The organism is Rhodococcus aerolatus (assembly GCF_054783215.1).
On the sequence record NZ_BAAGQZ010000004.1, the window covers coordinates 278504 to 297173 of the forward strand.

The 18670-nt window shown below is 75.2% G+C and carries 21 protein-coding genes and 1 pseudogene; 12 read left to right on the forward strand and 10 right to left on the reverse strand.

From position 1 onward, the window contains the following. Positions 1 to 57 precede the first annotated feature (57 nt). From ACYVOF_RS03005 to ACYVOF_RS03020, 4 genes are all read left to right on the forward strand, one after another. On the forward strand, positions 58 to 2340 hold the full coding sequence (locus ACYVOF_RS03005) for a xanthine dehydrogenase family protein molybdopterin-binding subunit (protein ID WP_460864016.1): 2283 nt from the start codon (positions 58 to 60) through the stop codon (positions 2338 to 2340). After that, positions 2340 to 2816, forward strand: coding sequence for a (2Fe-2S)-binding protein (locus tag ACYVOF_RS03010; RefSeq protein WP_460864017.1), 477 nt, complete (start codon positions 2340 to 2342; stop codon positions 2814 to 2816). The genes ACYVOF_RS03005 and ACYVOF_RS03010 overlap by 1 nt, the downstream gene beginning before the upstream one ends. After that, a complete protein-coding gene (locus tag ACYVOF_RS03015; protein ID WP_460864018.1) occupies positions 2813 to 3625 on the forward strand; it encodes an FAD binding domain-containing protein in 813 nt (270 codons plus the stop codon). The genes ACYVOF_RS03010 and ACYVOF_RS03015 overlap by 4 nt, the downstream gene beginning before the upstream one ends. Positions 3626 to 3718: 93 nt before the next feature. After that, entirely contained in the window at positions 3719 to 4573 is an 855-nt protein-coding gene (locus ACYVOF_RS03020) for a formate/nitrite transporter family protein (RefSeq protein ID WP_460864019.1), read from the forward strand. Between the two features lie 5 nt (positions 4574 to 4578). Here the strand turns inward: ACYVOF_RS03020 and ACYVOF_RS03025 are convergent, their stop codons facing one another. Beyond that, on the reverse strand, positions 4579 to 5061 hold the full coding sequence (locus ACYVOF_RS03025; protein ID WP_460864020.1) for a DUF4262 domain-containing protein: 483 nt from the start codon (positions 5059 to 5061) through the stop codon (positions 4579 to 4581). A gap of 145 nt (positions 5062 to 5206) precedes the next feature. On the opposite strand from ACYVOF_RS03025, the gene ACYVOF_RS03030 reads away from it, so the two are divergent. Next, complete coding sequence (locus tag ACYVOF_RS03030; protein ID WP_460864021.1) at positions 5207 to 5752, forward strand: dihydrofolate reductase family protein; 546 nt, start codon at positions 5207 to 5209, stop codon at positions 5750 to 5752. A 38-nt stretch (positions 5753 to 5790) separates the two neighbouring features. After that, a complete protein-coding gene (locus ACYVOF_RS03035; RefSeq protein WP_460864022.1) occupies positions 5791 to 6855 on the forward strand; it encodes a hypothetical protein in 1065 nt (354 codons plus the stop codon). 4 nt (positions 6856 to 6859) lie between these two features. Here the strand turns inward: ACYVOF_RS03035 and ACYVOF_RS03040 are convergent, their stop codons facing one another. From ACYVOF_RS03040 to ACYVOF_RS03055, 4 genes are all read right to left on the reverse strand, one after another. Further along, entirely contained in the window at positions 6860 to 7075 is a 216-nt protein-coding gene (locus ACYVOF_RS03040; RefSeq protein ID WP_460864023.1) for a hypothetical protein, read from the reverse strand. Between the two features lie 71 nt (positions 7076 to 7146). Next, positions 7147 to 7416 (reverse strand): hypothetical protein, encoded by a 270-nt coding sequence (locus ACYVOF_RS03045; RefSeq protein WP_460864024.1) that lies wholly within the window; start codon positions 7414 to 7416, stop codon positions 7147 to 7149. A 93-nt stretch (positions 7417 to 7509) separates the two neighbouring features. Beyond that, the gene (locus ACYVOF_RS03050; protein ID WP_460864025.1) at positions 7510 to 9045 is read right to left on the reverse strand and encodes a WXG100 family type VII secretion target; all 1536 of its coding nucleotides are present in this window, start codon (positions 9043 to 9045) and stop codon (positions 7510 to 7512) included. Beyond that, a complete protein-coding gene (locus ACYVOF_RS03055; protein ID WP_460864026.1) occupies positions 9042 to 9380 on the reverse strand; it encodes a hypothetical protein in 339 nt (112 codons plus the stop codon). Before ACYVOF_RS03055 ends, ACYVOF_RS03050 begins: the two co-directional genes overlap by 4 nt. A 130-nt stretch (positions 9381 to 9510) precedes the next feature. Between ACYVOF_RS03055 and ACYVOF_RS03060 the strand changes: the two genes are divergently transcribed. Both ACYVOF_RS03060 and ACYVOF_RS03065 read left to right on the forward strand, forming a co-directional pair. Then, positions 9511 to 10497 carry an NAD(P)H-binding protein gene (locus tag ACYVOF_RS03060; protein ID WP_460864027.1) on the forward strand — a complete coding sequence of 329 codons (987 nt, stop codon included), beginning with the start codon at positions 9511 to 9513 and terminating at the stop codon, positions 10495 to 10497. Positions 10498 to 10617: 120 nt separating this feature from the next. Continuing rightward, positions 10618 to 11670 carry a hypothetical protein gene (locus tag ACYVOF_RS03065; RefSeq protein ID WP_460864028.1) on the forward strand — a complete coding sequence of 351 codons (1053 nt, stop codon included), beginning with the start codon at positions 10618 to 10620 and terminating at the stop codon, positions 11668 to 11670. On the opposite strand, the gene ACYVOF_RS03070 is transcribed toward ACYVOF_RS03065, so the two are convergent. Both ACYVOF_RS03070 and ACYVOF_RS03075 read right to left on the reverse strand, forming a co-directional pair. Then, on the reverse strand, positions 11640 to 12269 hold the full coding sequence (locus ACYVOF_RS03070; protein WP_460864029.1) for an NUDIX hydrolase: 630 nt from the start codon (positions 12267 to 12269) through the stop codon (positions 11640 to 11642). The two genes, ACYVOF_RS03065 and ACYVOF_RS03070, sit on opposite strands and share 31 nt — an antisense overlap. Continuing rightward, complete coding sequence (locus ACYVOF_RS03075) at positions 12266 to 13015, reverse strand: ANTAR domain-containing protein (RefSeq protein WP_460864030.1); 750 nt, start codon at positions 13013 to 13015, stop codon at positions 12266 to 12268. The genes ACYVOF_RS03070 and ACYVOF_RS03075 overlap by 4 nt, the downstream gene beginning before the upstream one ends. Positions 13016 to 13162: 147 nt before the next feature. On the opposite strand from ACYVOF_RS03075, the pseudogene ACYVOF_RS03080 reads away from it, so the two are divergent. Beyond that, positions 13163 to 14289: pseudogene (locus tag ACYVOF_RS03080) on the forward strand (epoxide hydrolase family protein). Positions 14290 to 14345: 56 nt separating this feature from the next. On the opposite strand, the gene ACYVOF_RS03085 reads toward ACYVOF_RS03080, so the two are convergent. The 3 genes from ACYVOF_RS03085 to ACYVOF_RS03095 form a co-directional block, all read right to left on the reverse strand. Further along, on the reverse strand, positions 14346 to 14840 hold the full coding sequence (locus ACYVOF_RS03085) for a hypothetical protein (protein ID WP_460864031.1): 495 nt from the start codon (positions 14838 to 14840) through the stop codon (positions 14346 to 14348). Between the two features lie 35 nt (positions 14841 to 14875). Then, on the reverse strand, positions 14876 to 15658 hold the full coding sequence (locus ACYVOF_RS03090; RefSeq protein WP_460864104.1) for a YqjF family protein: 783 nt from the start codon (positions 15656 to 15658) through the stop codon (positions 14876 to 14878). Positions 15659 to 15730: 72 nt separating this feature from the next. Further along, a complete protein-coding gene (locus ACYVOF_RS03095; RefSeq protein WP_460864032.1) occupies positions 15731 to 16486 on the reverse strand; it encodes a MerR family transcriptional regulator in 756 nt (251 codons plus the stop codon). Positions 16487 to 16588: 102 nt separating this feature from the next. Here ACYVOF_RS03095 and ACYVOF_RS03100 point away from each other — a divergent pair, with 102 nt between their 5' ends. Genes ACYVOF_RS03100 through ACYVOF_RS03110 form a run of 3 tightly spaced genes read left to right on the forward strand, consistent with a single transcriptional unit; the run spans position 16589 to position 18658 of the window. After that, complete coding sequence (locus ACYVOF_RS03100) at positions 16589 to 17212, forward strand: AIM24 family protein (protein WP_460864033.1); 624 nt, start codon at positions 16589 to 16591, stop codon at positions 17210 to 17212. 10 nt (positions 17213 to 17222) lie between these two features. Beyond that, positions 17223 to 17894: an AIM24 family protein gene (locus ACYVOF_RS03105; protein ID WP_460864034.1), complete on the forward strand. Its 672-nt coding sequence runs from the start codon at positions 17223 to 17225 to the stop codon at positions 17892 to 17894. A gap of 11 nt (positions 17895 to 17905) precedes the next feature. Beyond that, complete coding sequence (locus ACYVOF_RS03110; protein ID WP_460864035.1) at positions 17906 to 18658, forward strand: AIM24 family protein; 753 nt, start codon at positions 17906 to 17908, stop codon at positions 18656 to 18658. Positions 18659 to 18670: the final 12 nt, after the last annotated feature.

The following is an 18670-nucleotide window of genomic DNA, read 5'->3' on the forward strand; positions in this document are numbered from 1 at the left end:
ACAGCGGCGTTGACATCCACCGTTGCCAACCGGTGTGACCGCGGGCACAGTGATCACATGAGCATCCTGGGCACGCGCGTCGTGCGCACGGAGGACCCGACGTTCCTCACCACCGGTGGCACCTACACCGACGACCTCGTCGAGGAGCAGCTCACCGGGGCGCTGCACCTCACGTTCGTGCGCTCGCCCGCCGCGCACGGCCGCATCACCTCCATCGACACCACCGAGGCGCTCGCCGCCCCCGGCGTCGTCGCGGTGGTCACCGGGGCGGACCTCACCGGGCTGACGCCGCTCGCCCCGGCGTTCCCGTTCTACAACCAGGAGATGGTCCGGCCCTGGCTGGCCACCGATGTGGTGCGCTTCGTCGGGGAGCCGGTGGCCGCGGTGCTCACCGAGGAGCGCTACCAGGGCGAGGACGCCGCGGAGCTCGTCGAGGTCGACATCGACCCGCTGCCCGCCGTCGTCAGGCCGGCCGACGCCGCGTCCGACGCGACGCTCGTGCACGAGTCGGCGGGCACCAACACCGTCACCACCTACGGCGAGCCCGCCCCCGCCGGGATGTTCGACGGCTGCGAGGTGGTCGTCTCCGAGGCGATCGTCAACCAGCGCGTCGCGCCCGTGCCGCTCGAGGCGCGCGCCGCGGCGGCGGCCTGGGGCGACGACGGCCGGGTCACGCTGTTCTGCTCCAACCAGGGCGCGCAGCAGGTCAAGGCCGAGGTCGCGGGCTGGCTCGGCGTCGACCCGCAGACCATCCACGTCCGCACGCCCGACGTCGGCGGCGGGTTCGGCGCCAAGATCGGCGCGGACCCGGAGTTCGCCCTCGTCGCGTGGCTCGCGAAGCACGTCGGCCGGCCCGTCCGGTGGGCGGAGAGCCGCTCGGAGAACCTCACCGGCCTGGTGCACGGCCGCGGGCAGGACCAGCGCGTCACCATCGGCGGCACCCGGGACGGCGACGTCACCGCCTACTCGCTGGAGATCCTGCAGGACTCGGGCGCCTACCCGCGGGCGGGCGCGGTGCTGCCGACGCTGACGATGATGATGGCGCCGGGGGTGTACGAGATCGACACCGTGCACTCCTTCGCCCGCAGCGTCGTCACGAACACCACGTCCACCGCGCCCTACCGCGGCGCGGGCAGGCCGGAGGCCACCGCCGCGATCGAGCGGGCCATGGACCTCTTCGCCGCGGAGATCGGGATGGACGCCGCCGAGGTGCGGCGCCGCAACCTCGTCGCCCCCTTCGGCGAGCCCCGCCCCAACGGTGCGGGCGCCACCTACGACTGCGGTGACTACGTCGGCGCGCTCGACAGGCTCCTCGCCGGCGCCGGGTACGACGAGCTGCGCGCCGAGCAGGCCCGCCGTCGCGAGTCCGGGGCCGTCACGCAGCTCGGCATCGGGGTCAGCCTGTACGTCGAGATCACCGGTGCCGCCCCCAGCGGCACCGGCGAGGAGGCGGAGGTCGAGGTGCACGCCGACGGCACCGCCACGGTGCTGACGGGCACGTCGCCGCACGGCCAGGGCCACGGCACCGCGTGGGCGATGCTGGCCAGCGACCGCACCGGCATCCCCATGGACAAGATCACCGTGGTGCACGGCGACACCGACCGCGTGCCCAACGGCGGCGGGACGATGGCGTCGCGCAGCCTGCAGCAGGGCGGTGCCGCGGTGCACCAGGCCGCCGGCGAGCTCGTCGAGCTGGCCCGCAAGCGCGCCGCCGAGCGGCTCGAGGCCAACCCGGACGACCTGGTCATCGACGTGACGATGGGCGGGCTGCGGGTGCAGGGCACCGACGCCGGCGTCAGCTACGCCGACCTCGCCGCCGAGGAGCCGCTGCTGGTGCGCACCACGTTCACCGCCAACGCCCCGACGTTCCCGTTCGGTGCCCACCTGGCCGTGGTCGAGGTCGACACCGGCACCGGCAAGGTGGTGCTGCAGCGGGTGGTCACCGTCGACGACGCGGGCCGCGTGCTGAACCCGCTGCTCGCGGAGGGCCAGCGCCACGGCGGCATCGCCCAGGGCGCGTCGCAGGCGTTGTTCGAGGAGGTCCTCTACGACGACGACGGCAACCCGCTGACCTCGACGCTGGCGGACTACCCCTTCCCCTCCGCGGCCGAGCTGCCCAGCTACGAGCTGCTCGACATGGCCACCGACACCCCGATGAACCCGTTGGGCGCCAAGGGCATCGGGGAGTCCGGCACCGTCGGCTCCACCCCTGCGGTCCACAGCGCCGTGGTCGACGCCGTCGGCCACCTCGGCGTCCGCCACATCGACATGCCCACCACCCCGGAGAAGGTCTGGCTCGCGATCCAGGCCGCCACCGCTCGCGAAGGAGCGAACGCCTGATGGACGTCACCATGACGGTGAACGGCACCGAGTCCACCCACGACGTCGAGCCGCGCACGCTGCTCGTGCACCACCTCCGCGAGACCCTGGGGCTGCGTGCCGCCAACGTCGGCTGCGACACCTCGAGCTGCGGGGCGTGCACCGTGCTCGTCGACGGCACCGCGGTGAAGTCGTGCACCGTGCTCGCCGCGCAGACCGACGGTTGCGCGGTGACCACCGTGGAGGGCCTCGCCGAGTCCGACGGGACGATGCACCCGGTGCAGGCCGCCTTCCGCGCCGAGCACGGCCTGCAGTGCGGCTTCTGCACCCCCGGGATGGTGATGGCCAGCGTCAGCCTGCTGCAGGACAACCCGGACCCGACGGAGCGGCAGGTGCGGGAAGGCCTGGAGGGCAACCTCTGCCGCTGCACCGGCTACCACAACATCGTGCAGGCCGTGCTCTCCGCGGCTGGCACGGGCCAGGGGGCCTCGGCATGATCCCGTCCGCGTTCGACTACGTCCGGGCCGACTCCGCGGAGCACGCGCTGAGCCTGCTGGCCGAGCACGGGGACGAGGCCAAGCTGCTGGCCGGCGGGCACTCGCTGCTGCCGCTGATGAAGCTGCGCCTCGCGGTGCCCTCGGTGCTCGTCGACATCGCCCGCATCGACGACCTGCGCTACGTCCGGGTGGAGGGCGACGAGGTGGCCATCGGCGCGCTGACCCGCGACCGGGAGCTCGAGTCCTCCGACGTGCTGCGCGCGGAGTGCCCGCTGCTGGCCCACGTGGCCTCGCAGGTGGGGGACCCGCAGGTCCGCGCCCGCGGCACCCTCGGCGGCTCGCTCGTCCACGGTGACGCGGCGTCCGACCTGCCCACGGCGGTGCTCGCGCTCGGCGGCAGCATGGTCGTCCAGGGGCCGCAGGGCACCCGGACAGTGGCGGCCACCGACTTCTTCCAGGGCTTCTTCACCACGGCGGTCGGCGAGGACGAGCTGCTCACCGAGGTCCGGGTGCCGCGGACGGGCAGCGCGGGCTGGGGGTACGAGAAGTTCACCCGCCGCGCCAACGACTGGCCGATCGTGTCGGTCGCCGCGATCGACGGCCGGGTCGCGATGGCGAACTGCGGGCCGACCGTGCTTCGGGCCGCGGCGACCGAGGAGGCGCTCGCCGGCGGGGCCTCGGCGGCCGACGCCGCGGCCGTGGCCGACGAGGGGACCTCGCCGTCGGCCGACATGCACGGCGGCGTCGAGTACCGCCGCCACCTCATCCGCACCCTGACCCAGCGGGCCCTGGAGACGGCCGCCGCCTGACCGCTCCCCGCACCGCGATGCACCCGTCTTCGTCGGGCCCGGCGTGGCACGCGGGTCTAGCGTCCGCGCCATGACCACCTCGCGTGACCTGCGATGAGCGACCGCACCGACGACCCCACCCACGCGGACCGGCGCCCCGAGCAGGACCTCACCGGCTCGGAGAGCTTCACCGCCGAGCCCGGCGAGCGGGACGACAGCGAGCTCGAGGAGACGTTCGACAAGATCCTCGACGACGGGGAGGAGCGGCTCGACCGGCCGCTGCTGCCGCTGCTCTCCACCGGCTTCCTCGGCGGCGTCGACGTCGGGGTGGGGGTGCTGACGTACCTGGTGGTCAAGGAGCAGACCGGCAGCTCGCTGCTGGCCGCGCTGGGCTTCACGGTCGGGTTCATCGCCCTGCTGCTGGCCAACAGCGAGCTGTTCACGGAGAACTTCCTCGTCCCGGTGATCGCCGTGGTCTCCCGCGACGGGTCGGTGCGCCAGCTGGTGCGGCTGTGGGGGGTGAGCCTGGCCGCGAACCTCGTCGGGGGCCTGGCCATGGCGGCGATGATCATCGTGGCGCTGCCGTCGGTGCGGGAGACCGCGATCGAGACGGGGCTGCACTACGCCGAGCTGGGCACCACGTGGCGGGCGTTCTTCCTCGCCGTGCTCGCCGGGGCCGTCATCACCCTGCTGACCCGGATGCAGACCGCGACCGAGTCGGTGGGCGCGAAGCTGGTGGCCGCGGTGGCCTTCTCGTTCGTCCTGGTGGGCACGCAGCTGTTCCACTCGGTGCTCGACTCGATCTTCCTGTTCACCGGACTGCTCACCGGCGAGTCGCCGTACGGCTGGCTGAGCTGGCTCGACGCGCTGTGGCTCTCCGCGCTGGGCAACGTCCTCGGCGGGGTGGTCCTGGTGACCGGGGTCCGGCTGCTGCGGGTGCCGCACCGCGTCGAGGAGGAGCGCACCTAGCCCCGTCACCCCCAGCGGTCCCCGTGGGCCCCGACCAGCTCGACGGCGGGGACCGACCTGCGGGCGGGTCGGCCGTAGAAGCGGTTGGCCGCCAGCACGTACCGGCCCGGGTCGGTCATCCGGTCGGCGACCACCCGGTGCGGCCACCCCGGCAGGTCCACCGCGTCCCCGGAGCGCAGGACGAGCCCCCGGGCGACCCGGGCACCGACGGTCTGGAGCACGCCGTGGGCCACCCGTGCCGAGAGCCCCCGCACCAGCAGCTCGGGGTGGCCCAGCCCGGTGAGCCCCGTCGTGTACGTGAACGCGCCGGGCTCCGTCGTCGCCGGTCCCGTCCGCGCCCGCCGCGCCCCCTCGGCGTCGCACCGGTCGCAACCGCAGGTGCCCACGTGGGTGACGAGCCAGCCGTGGCGGGCGACCACCTCCGCCGTCCTGGCGTCCTCCTGGTCCAGCCACGCGACCGTCCCGGCCCGCTGCTCCCACCTCGACACCGCGAACCCCCTCCCGGTCACCCCCGTGGCGACACAGCTCGGAGGATGCGCGGGGCCCCCGACAGAACTGCCGATGAGCCGGGGTCGTCGGGGTGGTCTGGTCGACTGCACCCCAGACCGCACCCCCGGACCCCAGGAGACCCTCGTGCGCCTGCTCACTGCCGGCCTGTTCCACTCCGTCGACGGCGTCGTCGAGTCGCCGCACCTGTGGCAGCTCGACGCGTTCGACGACGAGCTCGGCGCCGCCATGGGCGCCTTCATCTCCGCCACCGGCACCGCCGTGCTGGGCCGGGTCGGCTACGAGCAGTGGTCGCAGCACTTCCCAACCTCCGACGACCCGTTCGCCGGGTTCATTAACCCGGTCGAGAAGCTCGTCGCCAGCCGCACCCTGAGCGGCCCGCTGCAGTGGCAGAACGCCCGGCTGATCGAGGGCGACGCGATCGAGGCCCTGACCGCGCTCAAGCAGGGCGACGGGCCCGACGTCGCGCTCGTCGGTGGGGTCTCGCTGGTCCGGCAGTGCCTGTTCGCCGGCATCCTCGACCGGCTCACCCTCATGACCCACCCCGTGGTGGCCGGGGCCGGGCGGCACCTCTTCGAGCCGGGGGACCCGGTCACCCCGCTCGAGCTGGTCGGCCTCGAGCGCACGAGCCGGGGCAACGTGCTGGCCGAGTACCGGCTCGCGCCGCGCTGAGGCGTGCGCCCCCGCGGCTCGGTGCGCAGGATGGGGGCGTGGACCTGCGCGCCGAGATCGTCGGCTACCTCTGCGACGAGGCGCTGACCGTCGAGCCCGCCTGGTCGCTGCGCCTCGACGACGAGGTGCTGTGGTGGCCGTCGGACCTGCCGCAGCGCATCCACGTCCGGCGCACCCGACCACCGGGGGCGGCCGAGGTCGTCGTCGACGTGGAGACCGACGTGCTGCGCGGCGTCCCGTCGTTGGACGAGGACGTGGCCCGGGCGCTCAACGCCAGCGGCTGGTCCAACGCGCTCTCCACCCTGTCGGTGGGCCCTGACGGGGTGCTGCGGCTGCACTGCGCGCTGCGGGTCACCCAGCACTCGGTGCGCTCGCTGCGGCGGTGGCTGGCCTGGCTCGCCGCGTGCCAGGCCGCCGACGCTCTGGTGTGGTCCGACGCCACCACGGTGCTCGGGGTGGAGGCCGAGCGGGCCGTCGGTGCCCACCCCACCAGCGGGACGCGCCCCGACACCGCACCCGCGCTGGCGCTGCGGCGCTCGCTCGTCGAGCGCGGTGAGCTCATCGGCCCCGGCGTGGGCCACGCCACCGTCGTCGCCGGGCTGGCGCGGCTCGACGGGGGCGACCCGGTGGCGGGCGAGGACGGGGCGGCCGTGACCACCCAGCGGTGGGTGGTGGCCTCCGCGCACCCCACCCGGTGGGCGGACCGGGGCCGGCTCACCACGTCGGCCTGGCTGGAGGACGACCAGGACTACGGGCCCGCGGTGGTGGTCCGCACCGAGCCGCCGTGGGCGGTGCCGCCGGAGCTGGCGGTGACGATCGCGGCCGGGGCCAACGAGGTGCCGCGGGGCTCGTCGGCGATGACGACGCTGGGCACGTGGCTGGCCCGGCCGGACGCGCCCGGCCTCGCGGTGCGGACCGTGCTGCCGCTGGGGCTGGTCGAGGCGCAGACCCGCGAGGCCCTGGCCGGGGCGGTCGCCTTCGTCGCGCGGGCCCAGTCCGACCAGGCGACGGACCTGGTGAGGGTGGTGGAGGCGATGAGCCCCGACGGCGGTCGGCCCGAGGGAGGCGCCGAGGACGACGGGCCCGACCCCTACCTCCGATGACCCCTCAGCCGGCGAGCAGGGCGACCGTGGTCGCGACGACGCAGACCGGCGCCGCCCAGACCAGGCCGACGGCGACGGCCCGGGCGTCCGGGGAGCGCCGCGCCAGCAGCACGCCCACCGCGGCACCGAGCAGGGCGAGCACCGGGGCGGCCACGAGCGCGCCCACCCGGACGGGGTCGTCGGGGACGAGGCTGACGGCGACCGTGATGACGACGACCACGACGAAGGCTACGGCACCGAGGGCCCACCGGACGGGGGGTGGGCCGGCGGGGACCGGTCCCGGCCACGGCGTCACAGGCTGACCCCCGCGGCCAGCAGCAGCCCCAGCCCGAGGGCGGACACCGCCGGCGCGGCCAGCAGGCCGAGGGCGACGGCGTCCGCGGTGGGGCGGGTGCGGCCCAGCGCCAGGCTCACGGTGACCCCCACCGCGAGGAGGACCAGCACCAGCGGGACGAGCACGAACCACAGGAACACCGACAACGCCGCCACGGGCACCCCCAGGAGGCCGAGGCCCAGCGCCACGGCGGCCCCGACCCACCAGCGCGGTCGGGTGCCGGCCACCCCCGGCGGCGGGGGCCCGGGCGGTGGGCCGGGGTAGGGACGGCCGGGGTACGGGCGGCCGGGGTGGTGGGGCGGCTCGGCGGGCAGCACGGCTCAGCGGACCACGGGGGCTCGCGGGACGACAAGTCCGCCGCGGCTGTCGACCGTCGGGTAGGGCTGGTTGGGCAGCGGGTACTCGTAGAACGAGTCGCCGCGCGTGGACGGGTACTGCAGCAGGTCGTCCAGGAACGGGTCGTGGCCCTGGTCGGGGTGGTGCTGGGTGCGGAAGTCGTCGAGGTCGCCGGGGTGGGGACCGACGGGCACCGTGGGCTGCGGCAGGCCGACCATCGGCCCGGCGCCCAGCGGGAGCTCGTTCTCCGGGCGCTGCAGCAGCGGTGCTCCGGTCTGCCCGTCGCGGTCCTGGTAGACCTCCCACGACGGGAAGCGGGTCACCGCTCCGTTGACCTCGGCGGGCCCGGTACCGCCGTGCGGGTCGATGAGCAGGTCCCCGCGGACGGAGACGTGGTTGTCCGCCGCGATCTCCGGTGCCAGGGGGTTGGTGGCGTCGACCCGCAGCCGGACCCGGCCCTGCGGGTCCTGCTCGATCCCGACGCTCGGGTCGCCGATGTCGGCGTCGCCGCCCGTCGAGTGGGACGCGTTCTGCCGCACCACCACCACGCCGTTCTCGTAGTCGACGTCGAAGCTGACCCGGCCGTCCTCGGCGGACGCGCCCGGGGAGAACCCGCGGTCGTCCCCCTCGTCGTGACCGCCCGCGGAGAACGGGTTGAGCTCGTCGTCGGCGGAGATGAACGCGTCGCCGTGGACCACGCCGGCGCCGGGCACCGGGGTGATGCGCATGACGACGACGCGGGCGTTGGGGTCGGTGTTGGTGGCGTCGGAGCCCTGCACGTCGAGCGCCTGCGCCATGCGGCGGTCGGCCGGGGTGACGGGGTCGTGGCCGTAGACCGACCGGAAGAACGCGCCCTCGCGGAGCTCGCGGTCCCCGGGCTGGTCCACCGGGCCCGCGTCCGCACGGACGATCCCGGGCAGGGCCCGCAGCACCTCGCCCTGCGCGCCGAGGACCTGCTCGTAGCCGCGGATCACCTGCTCCATGGCGTCGATGAGGCCCAGCGCCTGCTCGCGCAGCGGGTTGGTCAGCGAGAGCAGGAGGTCCTGCGCCTCCGACTCGAGGTCGACCCCGGTGACCTTGTCGACGGCCCAGTTCAGGACGCCCGCGCCCGGGACGGTCGCGTTCAGCACGTCGCGCACCCGGTCGAGGGCGCTGTCCAGTGCCCGGCTCAGCCCCTCGGAGACGCCGAGGATGCGGTGCCCCTCGGCCTGGGCCTGCTCCAGCGCGGTGGCCACCGTGGTGAGCGACGACGCCGAGGCCTGCAGCTGCTGGCCCTGCTCGCGGCGCTGGGCGACGGTGGTGCGCAGGGTCTGCAGGGCGGCCGTCGCGGCCTCGCCCTGCCACGCGCCGGCGAGGGCCGTGGCCGCGGCCTCGACGTTCCCGGCCTGCGTCGCGAGCTCGGCCCCGCCGCTCGTGCAGGCCTCCGCCCGGGTGTGGAGGTCGCCCGGGTCACCGGCGTCGACGCGGGCGACGAGCTCGGCGACGTCCTGCAGGCCGAAGTAGTGGAAGACGTTGGTCACCGCGGACCCCCGGCCCGTCCCTGCCCCGGCGCCTCGTCGATGCCCGAGGCGCCGTCGGTGTCGGCACCGCGGTACCGCGTGGCGGTCGCCCGCAGCAGGTCGGCCTGGTGGTCGAGCTGCTCGGCGGAGGCGACGAGGTCCTCGAACCGGGTCTGCGCCCAGTCGTAGTGGGCCTGCCCGAACGCGGCCGCGGCCTGCACGTCCCCGACCCTCGGCTGGGTCAGGCAGCGGCCCTCCAGCGACGTCCCGACCTGCTCCACCGCGGCGGCGGCGGCGACCAGCGCCCGCGCGGCCTCGTCGAGCGCGTCGGGGGTGACGTCGAGCGGTGAGCCCATGGGTCCTCCTCGTGACGGTCGGCGTCCGGGGTTGTGACGTGCGCCGGGCGCGCGCGGTTCCCCCGGGCGGTGCGCCCGGGTCCTGGATACCGTGCCCTGTGACCCGCCCCCAGATCGCGACCGCCCCCTGATGGCCCGCTGCCTCGTCACCGGTGCCTCCGGCTACGTCGGGTCCCGCCTGGTCGCAGCGCTGCTGCGGGCCGGGCACGACGTCGTCGCCGCCGGCCGCGACCCCGGCGGGCTGCGCCGCTTCGACTACGCCGACCGGGTGGACCGCGTCCGCCTCGACGTGGCCGACGAGGACTCCCTGGCCCCGGCGCTGGCCGGGGTGGACGTCGCCTACTACCTGGTCCACGCCATCGGTCAGGGCGACTTCCGCGCCAAGGACCGCGACGGTGCCCGCGCGTTCGCCACCGCCGCCCGCCGCGCGGGGGTGTCCCGCGTGGTCTACCTGGGCGGGCTGACCCCGGCCGACGAGGAGCTCAGCGAGCACCTGGCCAGCCGCTGGGAGGTCGGCGAGGTGCTGGCCGAGCACGGGCCGGAGCTGGTGTGGGCCCGAGCCGGGGTGGTCCTGGGGGCGGGCTCCGCGTCCTACGAGGTGGTCCGGTACATGGGGGACTGGCTGCCGGTCATCCCCGTGCCCGGGTGGCTGCGCTCGCGGGTGCAGCCGATCGCGGTGGACGACGCGCTGCGCTACCTCGTGGCGGGCGCCGATGTGCTGCCCCCCGGCGGGTACGACCTCGGCGGCGCGGAGGCCCTGCCCTACGTCGACCTGGTCTCGCGGTACCTGCGGGTGGCGGGCCAGCGGCGGCTGCGGGTCCCCGTCCCGGTGCCCGTGCCGCTGCCGCTCGCGTCCTGGGTGGCGTCGCGGCTGACCCCGGTGGCCGGGGAGATGGTGGCCGACCTGGTGGCGTCGCTGTCGAACACCATGGTCTGCGACGACGACCGGGTGGCCGAGCTGGTGCCCGGGGAGCGCACCACGATCGACGACGCGCTGCGCCGGGCCCGGGTGGGCTCGCAGCTGCGCCGCGACCGGCTGCCCGGCGTGCTGGCCCTGCCCGACCCGCTGCGCCTGGCCCGCACCGACGCCGACTGGGCCCACCGCGCCCGCGCGTGACGTGGTAGCGCCCGCGCGTGACGTGGCTGCGCCCGCGCTCGTGTGTGATTCCTGCACCCAGGACGCGAGGTCCCGTTCACACCCCCCGGGCTGTCGGGGGGCCGGCGTAGACCTGCGGGCGTGGACACGGGGGACCGGCTGCTCGCAGCCCTGACCGACGGCATCGTCGACGACGCGTGGGCGGTGCGGACGCCCGACGCCGTGCGGTGGTGGGCCGACGACCTGGCGCAGGTGGTGCGGGTGACGGTGTCGTCGTCCGGCCGGGTGCTCGTCCGCGCGGAGACCGAGGTGGCCCGCGCCGTCCCCGGCCGCACCCAGCGGGTGGCGGAGGTGCTGCGGTGGTTCAACCACGACTGCCCGCTGTCGATCCTCACGGTGGGCCACGACGGCATCGTGCGGCTGGCCCTCACCGCGCGGCTGGTGCCCGACGACCCGGTCCTGGGGTGGGTGCGGTGGCTGCTGGCCTGCCAGGTGACCGACGCCGTGGCCTGGGCCGAGCTGGCGGAGGTGCTCGACGGCGAGCCCGCCACCTCGCACCACCCCTGCGGTCCACGCGACCTGGTGGGGGCGGCGCTGGGGCTGGCGCGCACCGTCACCGACCGGTCCTGGGCGCGCCTGGACGTCGTCGACCCGGCGTGGGTGGGCGACGCCCTCGCCGCGACGTCCGGTGCCTCACCCCGGTGGGCGGGGCCGGGCCGGGACACCGTGCTGGTGCCGTGGCTGCTGCGCGCCGGGGCGGACGCCCGCTGGGCGGACCGCGACGCCCTGGCCCAGTCCGCCTGGCAGGAGCTCGACCCCGACTACGGCCCCGCCCTGGTCGTGCGCACCGTCGTGCCGTGGGCGGTGCCGCCGGTGTACTCCGGGCCGCTCGTGCGGGGCCTCAACGCGCAGGGCCGCCACCGGGCCGCGTCGGGTATCCGCAGCAGCTGGCAGGCGCTGGAGCAGCGGCCCGGCGTCGCGCTGCGCCAGGTCCTGCCGCTGGGCGTGCTGGGTGACGCCGTGGGCGCCGGGCCCGCCGTGGTGACCGACGCGGTGCGCCGGACCCTGCTCGCGCAGCAGGTCCAGGTGCTCGAGCTGACCCCCGTGGTCGAGCAGTACCTGCCCACCCCGGCCGGCGCCGACCCGTGGCTGACGCGCCCGCGTCAGCGCCAGGCGAACACCGGCTGCTCGTAGTGCGCCACGCGGGTGGCCCGGCCGTGCAGGCCGACCTCGGTGAACTGGTGCACCACCGCGGCGGTCGGGGCGTGGACCCAGCCACCCAGCAGCGGCAGCCGGATCACCGGCCGGTCGGACTCCGGGATGGTGAGCAGCTCGGGGGCCACGTCGAGGTCGGCCAGCGGGACGACGTGCACCCGGGCGACCTCGGACTCCTGGGCCGTGAAGCTGCCGTCGTGCTCGCCCGCCCACACCACCACCGGGCTCATGACGTAGCCGGAGCGGGTGGGGTAGTCGTCGAGCCGGCCCAGCACGGCCTCGCGGCCCAGGACCACCCCGGTCTCCTCCGCGAGCTCGCGCAGCGCCGCACCGGTGACGTCCTCCCCGGGCTCGCGCCGCCCGCCCGGCAGCGCCCACTGCCCGGCGTGCGCGCGCAGCCGCGGCGCGCGGCGGGTGATGAGCAGGCTCGGGCCGGCCGCGGCGAGCACCACGCACAGCGCGACCGAGGCCGGGCGGCGGCCGTCGAGGTCGGCGGCGCGCCACCGGAAGCCCGCGAGGTGCCCGGCGAGCTCGCCCCGCAGGTCGCCCGGCGGGTCGCCGCGCCGGTCCCGGCTCACGCGTCCTGGGTCGCGGCGGGGGCCGGGCTGCAGGCGGGGGACGCCTCGCCGGTGACGGACCCGACGACGGCGGCCGCGACGTCGCGCAGCTTGCGGTTGGTGTCCTGGGACAGCTGCACCAGCAGGGCGAACGCCCCGTCCGGGTCCAGGCCGCGCTGGCCCATGAGGATGCCCTTGGCCTGCTCGATGCCGGCCCGGGACGCCATGGCCTGCCGCAGCTGCGCCACCTCCTGCTGCAGGGCCGCCGCCAGCTGCGAGGTGTGGACGGGCCCGCGCACCAGCTCGACCAGCTCGGCGGGCGGCTCGTCGCCGCCGAGCTCGTGGTGCAGCTCGATGGCCCGCACCAGCTGCAGGTGCACGGAGGTGACGTCCCGGGCGCGGTGGACCAGCGCCTCGAGCGCGCCGTCGGGCCCGGTCAGCGGGCTGACCTCAACCGACCAGTAGCGCACCGCGAGCCGGGACGGGTCGTCCGGGTCGGGGAAGTCGTAGCGGGCGACGCCGAGGACGGTGGTGCTCCCGGTCCGCAGCACCTCGGCGTAGCCGGCGAGCATGCGGTCCCCCGCGTCGGGGTCCTCGTCGCGCGGCTCGAGCAGGCTGGCCACCGGACGGCCGACGAGGTCGGGGAGCTCGAGGCCGAGCAGCCCGGTGTACGTGGCGTTGGCGTCGACGACGAGCAGGTCGCGGTCGAGGACCACGATCGCGTCGGGCAGGGCGTCGAGCACCCGGGAGCGGTCCGACGTCACCACACACCTCCAGGCTGGCTCGCGCCCCACGTCGTGCCGAGCGGGGCGCGCCACCCGACGACACCGTCTCGGTGGCGCACAACCGATCCTATCGGTCGTCACGGCCCGGTCGTCGCCACCCGTCCCCGGTCGCGGCCTAGCCTCACGACGGTGAGCGCCGACGCCGTCACCCCCTTCACGCTGGACGTCCCGCAGGCCGACCTCGACGACCTGGCCGAGCGGCTCGCGCGCACCCGCTGGGCCGGGCTGCTGCCCGGGGAGCAGGACCTCGGGGTGCGGCCCGACGCGCTGCGCGAGCTGGCCGGGTACTGGGCCCACGGCTACGACTGGCGCGTGCAGGAGGCGTGGCTCAACGGCTTCGACCAGCTCACCACCACCATCGACGGCCAGCGGGTGCACGCGCTGCACGTCCGGTCCCCCGAGCCCGACGCGTTGCCGCTGGTGCTCAGCCACGGCTGGCCCGGCTCGGTCGTCGAGTTCGGCGACGTCCTCCGCCCACCGACCCCCGTGCGCACGGCGGCGACCCGGCCGACGCGTTCCACGTCGTCGCCCCGTCGCTGCCCGGCTACGGCCTGTCGGGCCCGACGGACGGCCCCGGGTGGGACGTGCGCCGCATCGCCTCCGCGTTCGCGACCCTCATGGCCCGGCTGGGCCACGACCGCTACGGCGCCCAGGGCGGGGACTGGGGCTCGGCCATCACCCGGCAGCTCGCGCGCGTGGACCCCGGGCACGTCGTCGGGATCCACCTGAACATGCTGAGGACCCCGCCGCCGGAGGACCCGCAGACCGACGCGGAGCGCGACAGCGCCGCCAAGGCGCGGGCCTACGAGCGCGACGGCTCCGGCTACGCGCGCCTGCAGTCGACCCGACCGCAGACGCTCGCGCACGCTCTCGTCGACTCGCCCGTCGGGCAGCTGGCGTGGGTCGTCGAGAAGTTCGACGAGTGGACCGACTCCTCGCAGGGCCGGTGGGGCGGCATCGATCGCGACCGGCTGCTGACCAACGTGATGCTGTACTGGCTCACCGGGACGGCGGGGTCCTCGGCGCGGCTCTACGCCGAGTCGTGGCGTTCTTCGTGGGCGGTGGAGCGGTCCGAGGTGCCCACGGGCGTGGCCGTGTTCCCCGCGGACATCATGCGGCCGCTGCGGGAGCGCGCGTCCGAGGTGGACCACGTCGTGCACTGGACCGAGATGCCCCGCGGCGGGCACTTCGCGGCCATGGAGCAGCCCGACCTGCTCGTCGAGGACGTCCGCACGTTCTTCCGCCCGCTGCGCTGATCCGTGTGTGATGTCTGCACCCAGGACGCGAGGTCCCGTTCACACCGGGGCGCGCGTCAGTGGAACAGCGCCTTGAGCACGACGAGCGCCACCCCGAACCCGGCACTGAGCACGACGTAGAGCAGCAGCTCCCCGGTCCGCATGGCCGAGCGCCGCGCGGCCACGAGCGCCCAGCCCGCGAGGACCACCGGGATCGCCCACAGCGCGGCCAGCACGCAGTGCTCGGCGTCCAGGCCCAGCGCGGCCCCGACGCCGATGACGAGCAGCGGGCCGAACGACGCCGCGACCAGCGCCCACTCCGAGCGCAGCACGCCCCCGACCTCGGCCCACGTCGGCGCGCGGCGGGCCTCGATGCGCAGCGCCACGACCTCCGAGTAGACGTGGGCCAGCCAGTAGACGACCTGGGTGGCCAGGACGAGCAGGACCAGCCGACCGAGGTCGACGTCGTCCTGGCTCCCCTCGGCGACGATCAACGAGCCAACGATCACCGTGCCGTAGACCGCGCCGGCGGGGTTGGTCGTCGGCCGCTCGGACCGGGTGGGGGCGCTCACCGCAGCAGCGTGGCACCGCGGGAGACGGCCCCCGCTCAGCCGGCCGGGGTCGCGATGCGCGTCGGCAGCCCGAACGTGGTGCGCACCCCGGGGCTGAACAGCGGCCGCAGCATGTCCGCGCCGCCGACGTCGATTCCCGCCGCCGCCACCAGCGAGTCGTCGAGCCGGGTCAGCGTGGCCGAGTGCAGCTCCCACGCCGGGTGCGAGTTCGGGATCCACACGGTGCGGCCGAGCAGGCTGGTGTGCAGGCCCCACCGCGCCGTCAGCCACGTCTCCAGCTCGGTCGGCTCCACCACGTCACCGACCTGCAGCGACACCGTGCCCCCGGGACCCCGGTCGGGCCAGCGGCGCCGGGTGGCGTAGGTGTGCTCCTGGCGGGCGTCGACGGTGTGCCCGGCGCGGTGGCGCATCCGCGCCCAGGTGTAGGGCAGGCCGAGGCCCAGCCGGGCGAGCAGGGTCGTCGCCAGCCGCGCCCCCTCCAGCGAGCGGAACACCACCCCGTGGCGCCCCTCGTCGTCGACGGAGTACAGCCGCACGTTGGTCTCGCAGAAGTCGCCGAAGTACGGCACCGAGAGGTGTCCCGTCGGGCCCGCGCCGCGCATGACGAAGGGCACCAGGGCCACGTAGGTGACGCCGTCGACGACGTCGGGCCGTGCCCCCTCGGGGAAGAACGGCGCCACCAGCTCGGGCTCGACCGGCCAGTGCAGGAAGGTCAGGTCGGTCCAGCGCTGCGACGACAGCGCCGGGCCCGTCAGCGGCGGGGCGACGACGGGCGCGCCGTGGACGGTCTCGGTGCTGGTCTCGCTCACGCCGACCATCATCCGGCCCCGCACCCCGTCGCGCCCGCCCGCCACGCGTGAGCCCGGCTACGCCGCACCCACGGGGTGGGATCACCCGGTGGCGGCGACGACGACGTCGCGGACGTACTGCGCCAGCCCGGGCGCCACTGCCTCGTAGTGGGCCCGGAACCGCTCGTCGCTGACGTAGGTCTCCGCCACGGCGGCGTGCATCTGCGGGCTGCAGTCGTAGAACCGCTCGATCGACGCGCGGTGCCGCGCGGCCAGTGCGTCGGCGCTCGCAGAGCCGGGCGCCACCCCGTCGGCCAGGGCCGCGGCGAAGTCGGCCTCCAGCGCGTCCGTCTCGGCCTTCACGGCCCGCCAGTCGTCGACGCCGAACGACGCCGTCCGCTCCTGGCTCTGCCGCCAGGCGTCGGTCTCGCCCCAGCGCTGCTCCGCCTCGGCCGCGTACTCCTCACCCAGCCAGTCGTCCCCGAACACCTCGGCCCGCTCGGCCGCGCTCAGCTGCTCACCGCTCATCTCCGCCTCCATCATCCGATCCACCGCGGCGACCATCCGGTGCAGACGGTCGGCCCGGCCGAGGAGGAGCTCGCGCTGGCGCCGCAGGTGCGCCACCGCGTCCACGGTCGGGTCGTCGAGGAGGGTCGCGATCTCCTCGAGGGGGAGGCCGAGCTCGCGGTACACCAGCACCCGGTGCAGCCGCGCCACGTCCGCGTCGTGGTAGCACCGGTAGCCGGCCGCGGTCCGCGACGACGGACGGGCCAGGCCGACCTCGTCCCAGTGGTGCAGCGTCCGCACGCTCACCCCGAGCAGGTCGGCGCAGGCCCCGACGGTCATCCCCTCGTCCACGGCGCCCACGGTGCTGCCTCCCGTCGCGTGAGGGTCAACCCCTGTGAGTGAAACCTCGCGTCACGGGTGCAGTAATCACACACGGCTTGCCATGCTGCACGGGTGCCCCAGCTCAGTCTCGACGGCCGCCGCGTCCTCGTCGCCCGGCTCGCCGGCGACACCGTGCGCGCGGTCAGCGGCTCGATGGTCGCCTACGAGGGCCAGGTCGCCTTCAAGCACTCGGGGATGGGCGGGGGCAGCGGGCTCAAGGCCGCGGTCAAGCGGAAGGTGACCGGGGAGTCGCTGCAGCTCATGGACTGCACCGGCCACGGCGTCGTGTACTTCGCGGTCGATGCCCAGGACGTCACCATCGTCGAGCTCACCGGCGACCAGCTGCAGGTCGAGTCCCAGCAGCTGCTGGCCCTGGTCGGGGACCTGCGCACCGACGTCACGTTCACCGGGCTGTGGGGTGTCAGCTCGGGGCAGGGCCTGTTCACCACCACGGTCACCGGGCACGGCCTGGTCGCGCTGCTCTCCGCGGGCGGGCCGCCCATCGCCCTCGAGGTGGACCCGCAGTACCCGTTGGTGGTCGACCCGGACGCCTACGTCGCGAGCCGGGGTCGGCTGAGCCAGACGTTCGTCACCGACGTGTCGTGGAAGGTCGTGCTCGGCGAGGACAGCGGGGAGGCGTTCTCGCTGCGCTTCGAGGGCCAGGGCGTGGTCTACATCCAGCCAGCCGAGCGATAGGGGGACGGCCGTGCCGCTCGAGAAGGTCAACAGCAGGTGCGCCAAGGGCACCATCCCGCCCGGGCAGGCCATCCTCGCCCGCACCGGGGCGATGTTGTTCTACACAGGTGACGTCGCCTTCAGCCCCCACACGCCGGGCGGCGCCCAGGGCATGCCGAGCATGGGCGGCCTGATGGGTGTGGCCGGGCGGATGATGGCCGGGGAGCACGCCCCGATGATGGCCGCGCACGGCCAGGGTGAGGTGCACTACGGCCACCTCGGCCTCGAGGTCACCGTCGTCCAGCTCGACGGCACCGACTCGCTCACCGTGGAGTCGAGCCGGCTGCTGGCCCACGACTCGTCGCTGCAGACCTCGGTCGTCCCCCTCGTCCAGCAGGGCGGCCTGCGCGGCGCGGTCCGCGGGGCGGTGACGGGGCAGGGCCTGTTCACGACCCAGCTGCACGGGGCGGGCAGCGTCGCGATCCTCTCGCACGGCGGCGCGTTCGACCTGCCCGTGGACCCGGGCCGCCAGGTCGTCGTCGACCCGCAGGCCTACGTCGGGCACACCGGCAACCTCCGGCTGGACGTCTCCGCCAACGTCAGCTGGCGCGACGCGGTCGGGCGCGGCTCCGGGGAGGCGGTCCAGCTGACCGTCAGCGGGCAGGGCGTGATCTTCGTGCAGGCCAGCGAGCAGAAGTTCTAGGGAGCCCGACGATGACCGCACCGCTGAACCCGCACACCCTGCCGGTGAACGACAACCTCCCGGGCAACGACCACGCCTTCTGCGTCGAGGTCGGCGGCGCCGCACCCTGGTTCCTCAGCAAGGGCGCGATGATCGCCTACTACGGCCAGGTGCAGTTCGAGCCGCTGGGCCGGACCTCGATGGCCGCGATGGTGGCCTCGACGTTCTCCTCCCCGCTCTACGCCCAGGCCTGGGTGCTCGCGCAGGGACGGGGCAAGTGCGTCATCGGGGACCGCGGGTACTCGATCAACTCGTTCGACCTCGACGACGGGAACCTGACCGTGCGGGCCGCGAACCTGCTCGGCTTCGAGGCCAGCCTGCAGCTCAAGCAGTCGATCGTCCCCGGCTTCCTCACCCTGCTCGGCACGGGGAAGTTCCTCGCCTCGTCGTCGGGGGCGGTGCAGTTCGTGGCCCCGCCCGTCCGCGTCGACCCCCAGGCGCTGGTGGGGTGGGCGGACTGCCCGGCGCCCAGCCACCACTACGACGCGGGCTGGATGCAGGGCTACCTGGGGATGGCCCGCGGCATGCTGCTGGGCGCGCAGTCCGGGGAGGAGCGCCAGTTCGACTTCACCGGCGAGGGAACGGTGCTCATCCAGTCCAGCGAGGCCGTGATGGCCGACCCGCAGGTCGTGGCGCACATCGAGTCGGAGACGGTCGCCCTGGGTCAGGCCCAGCTGCAGCAGCTGCACCGCTCCATCGGGGCGCGGCTGAGCCGGCAGCAGTAGCCGCGGTGTGAA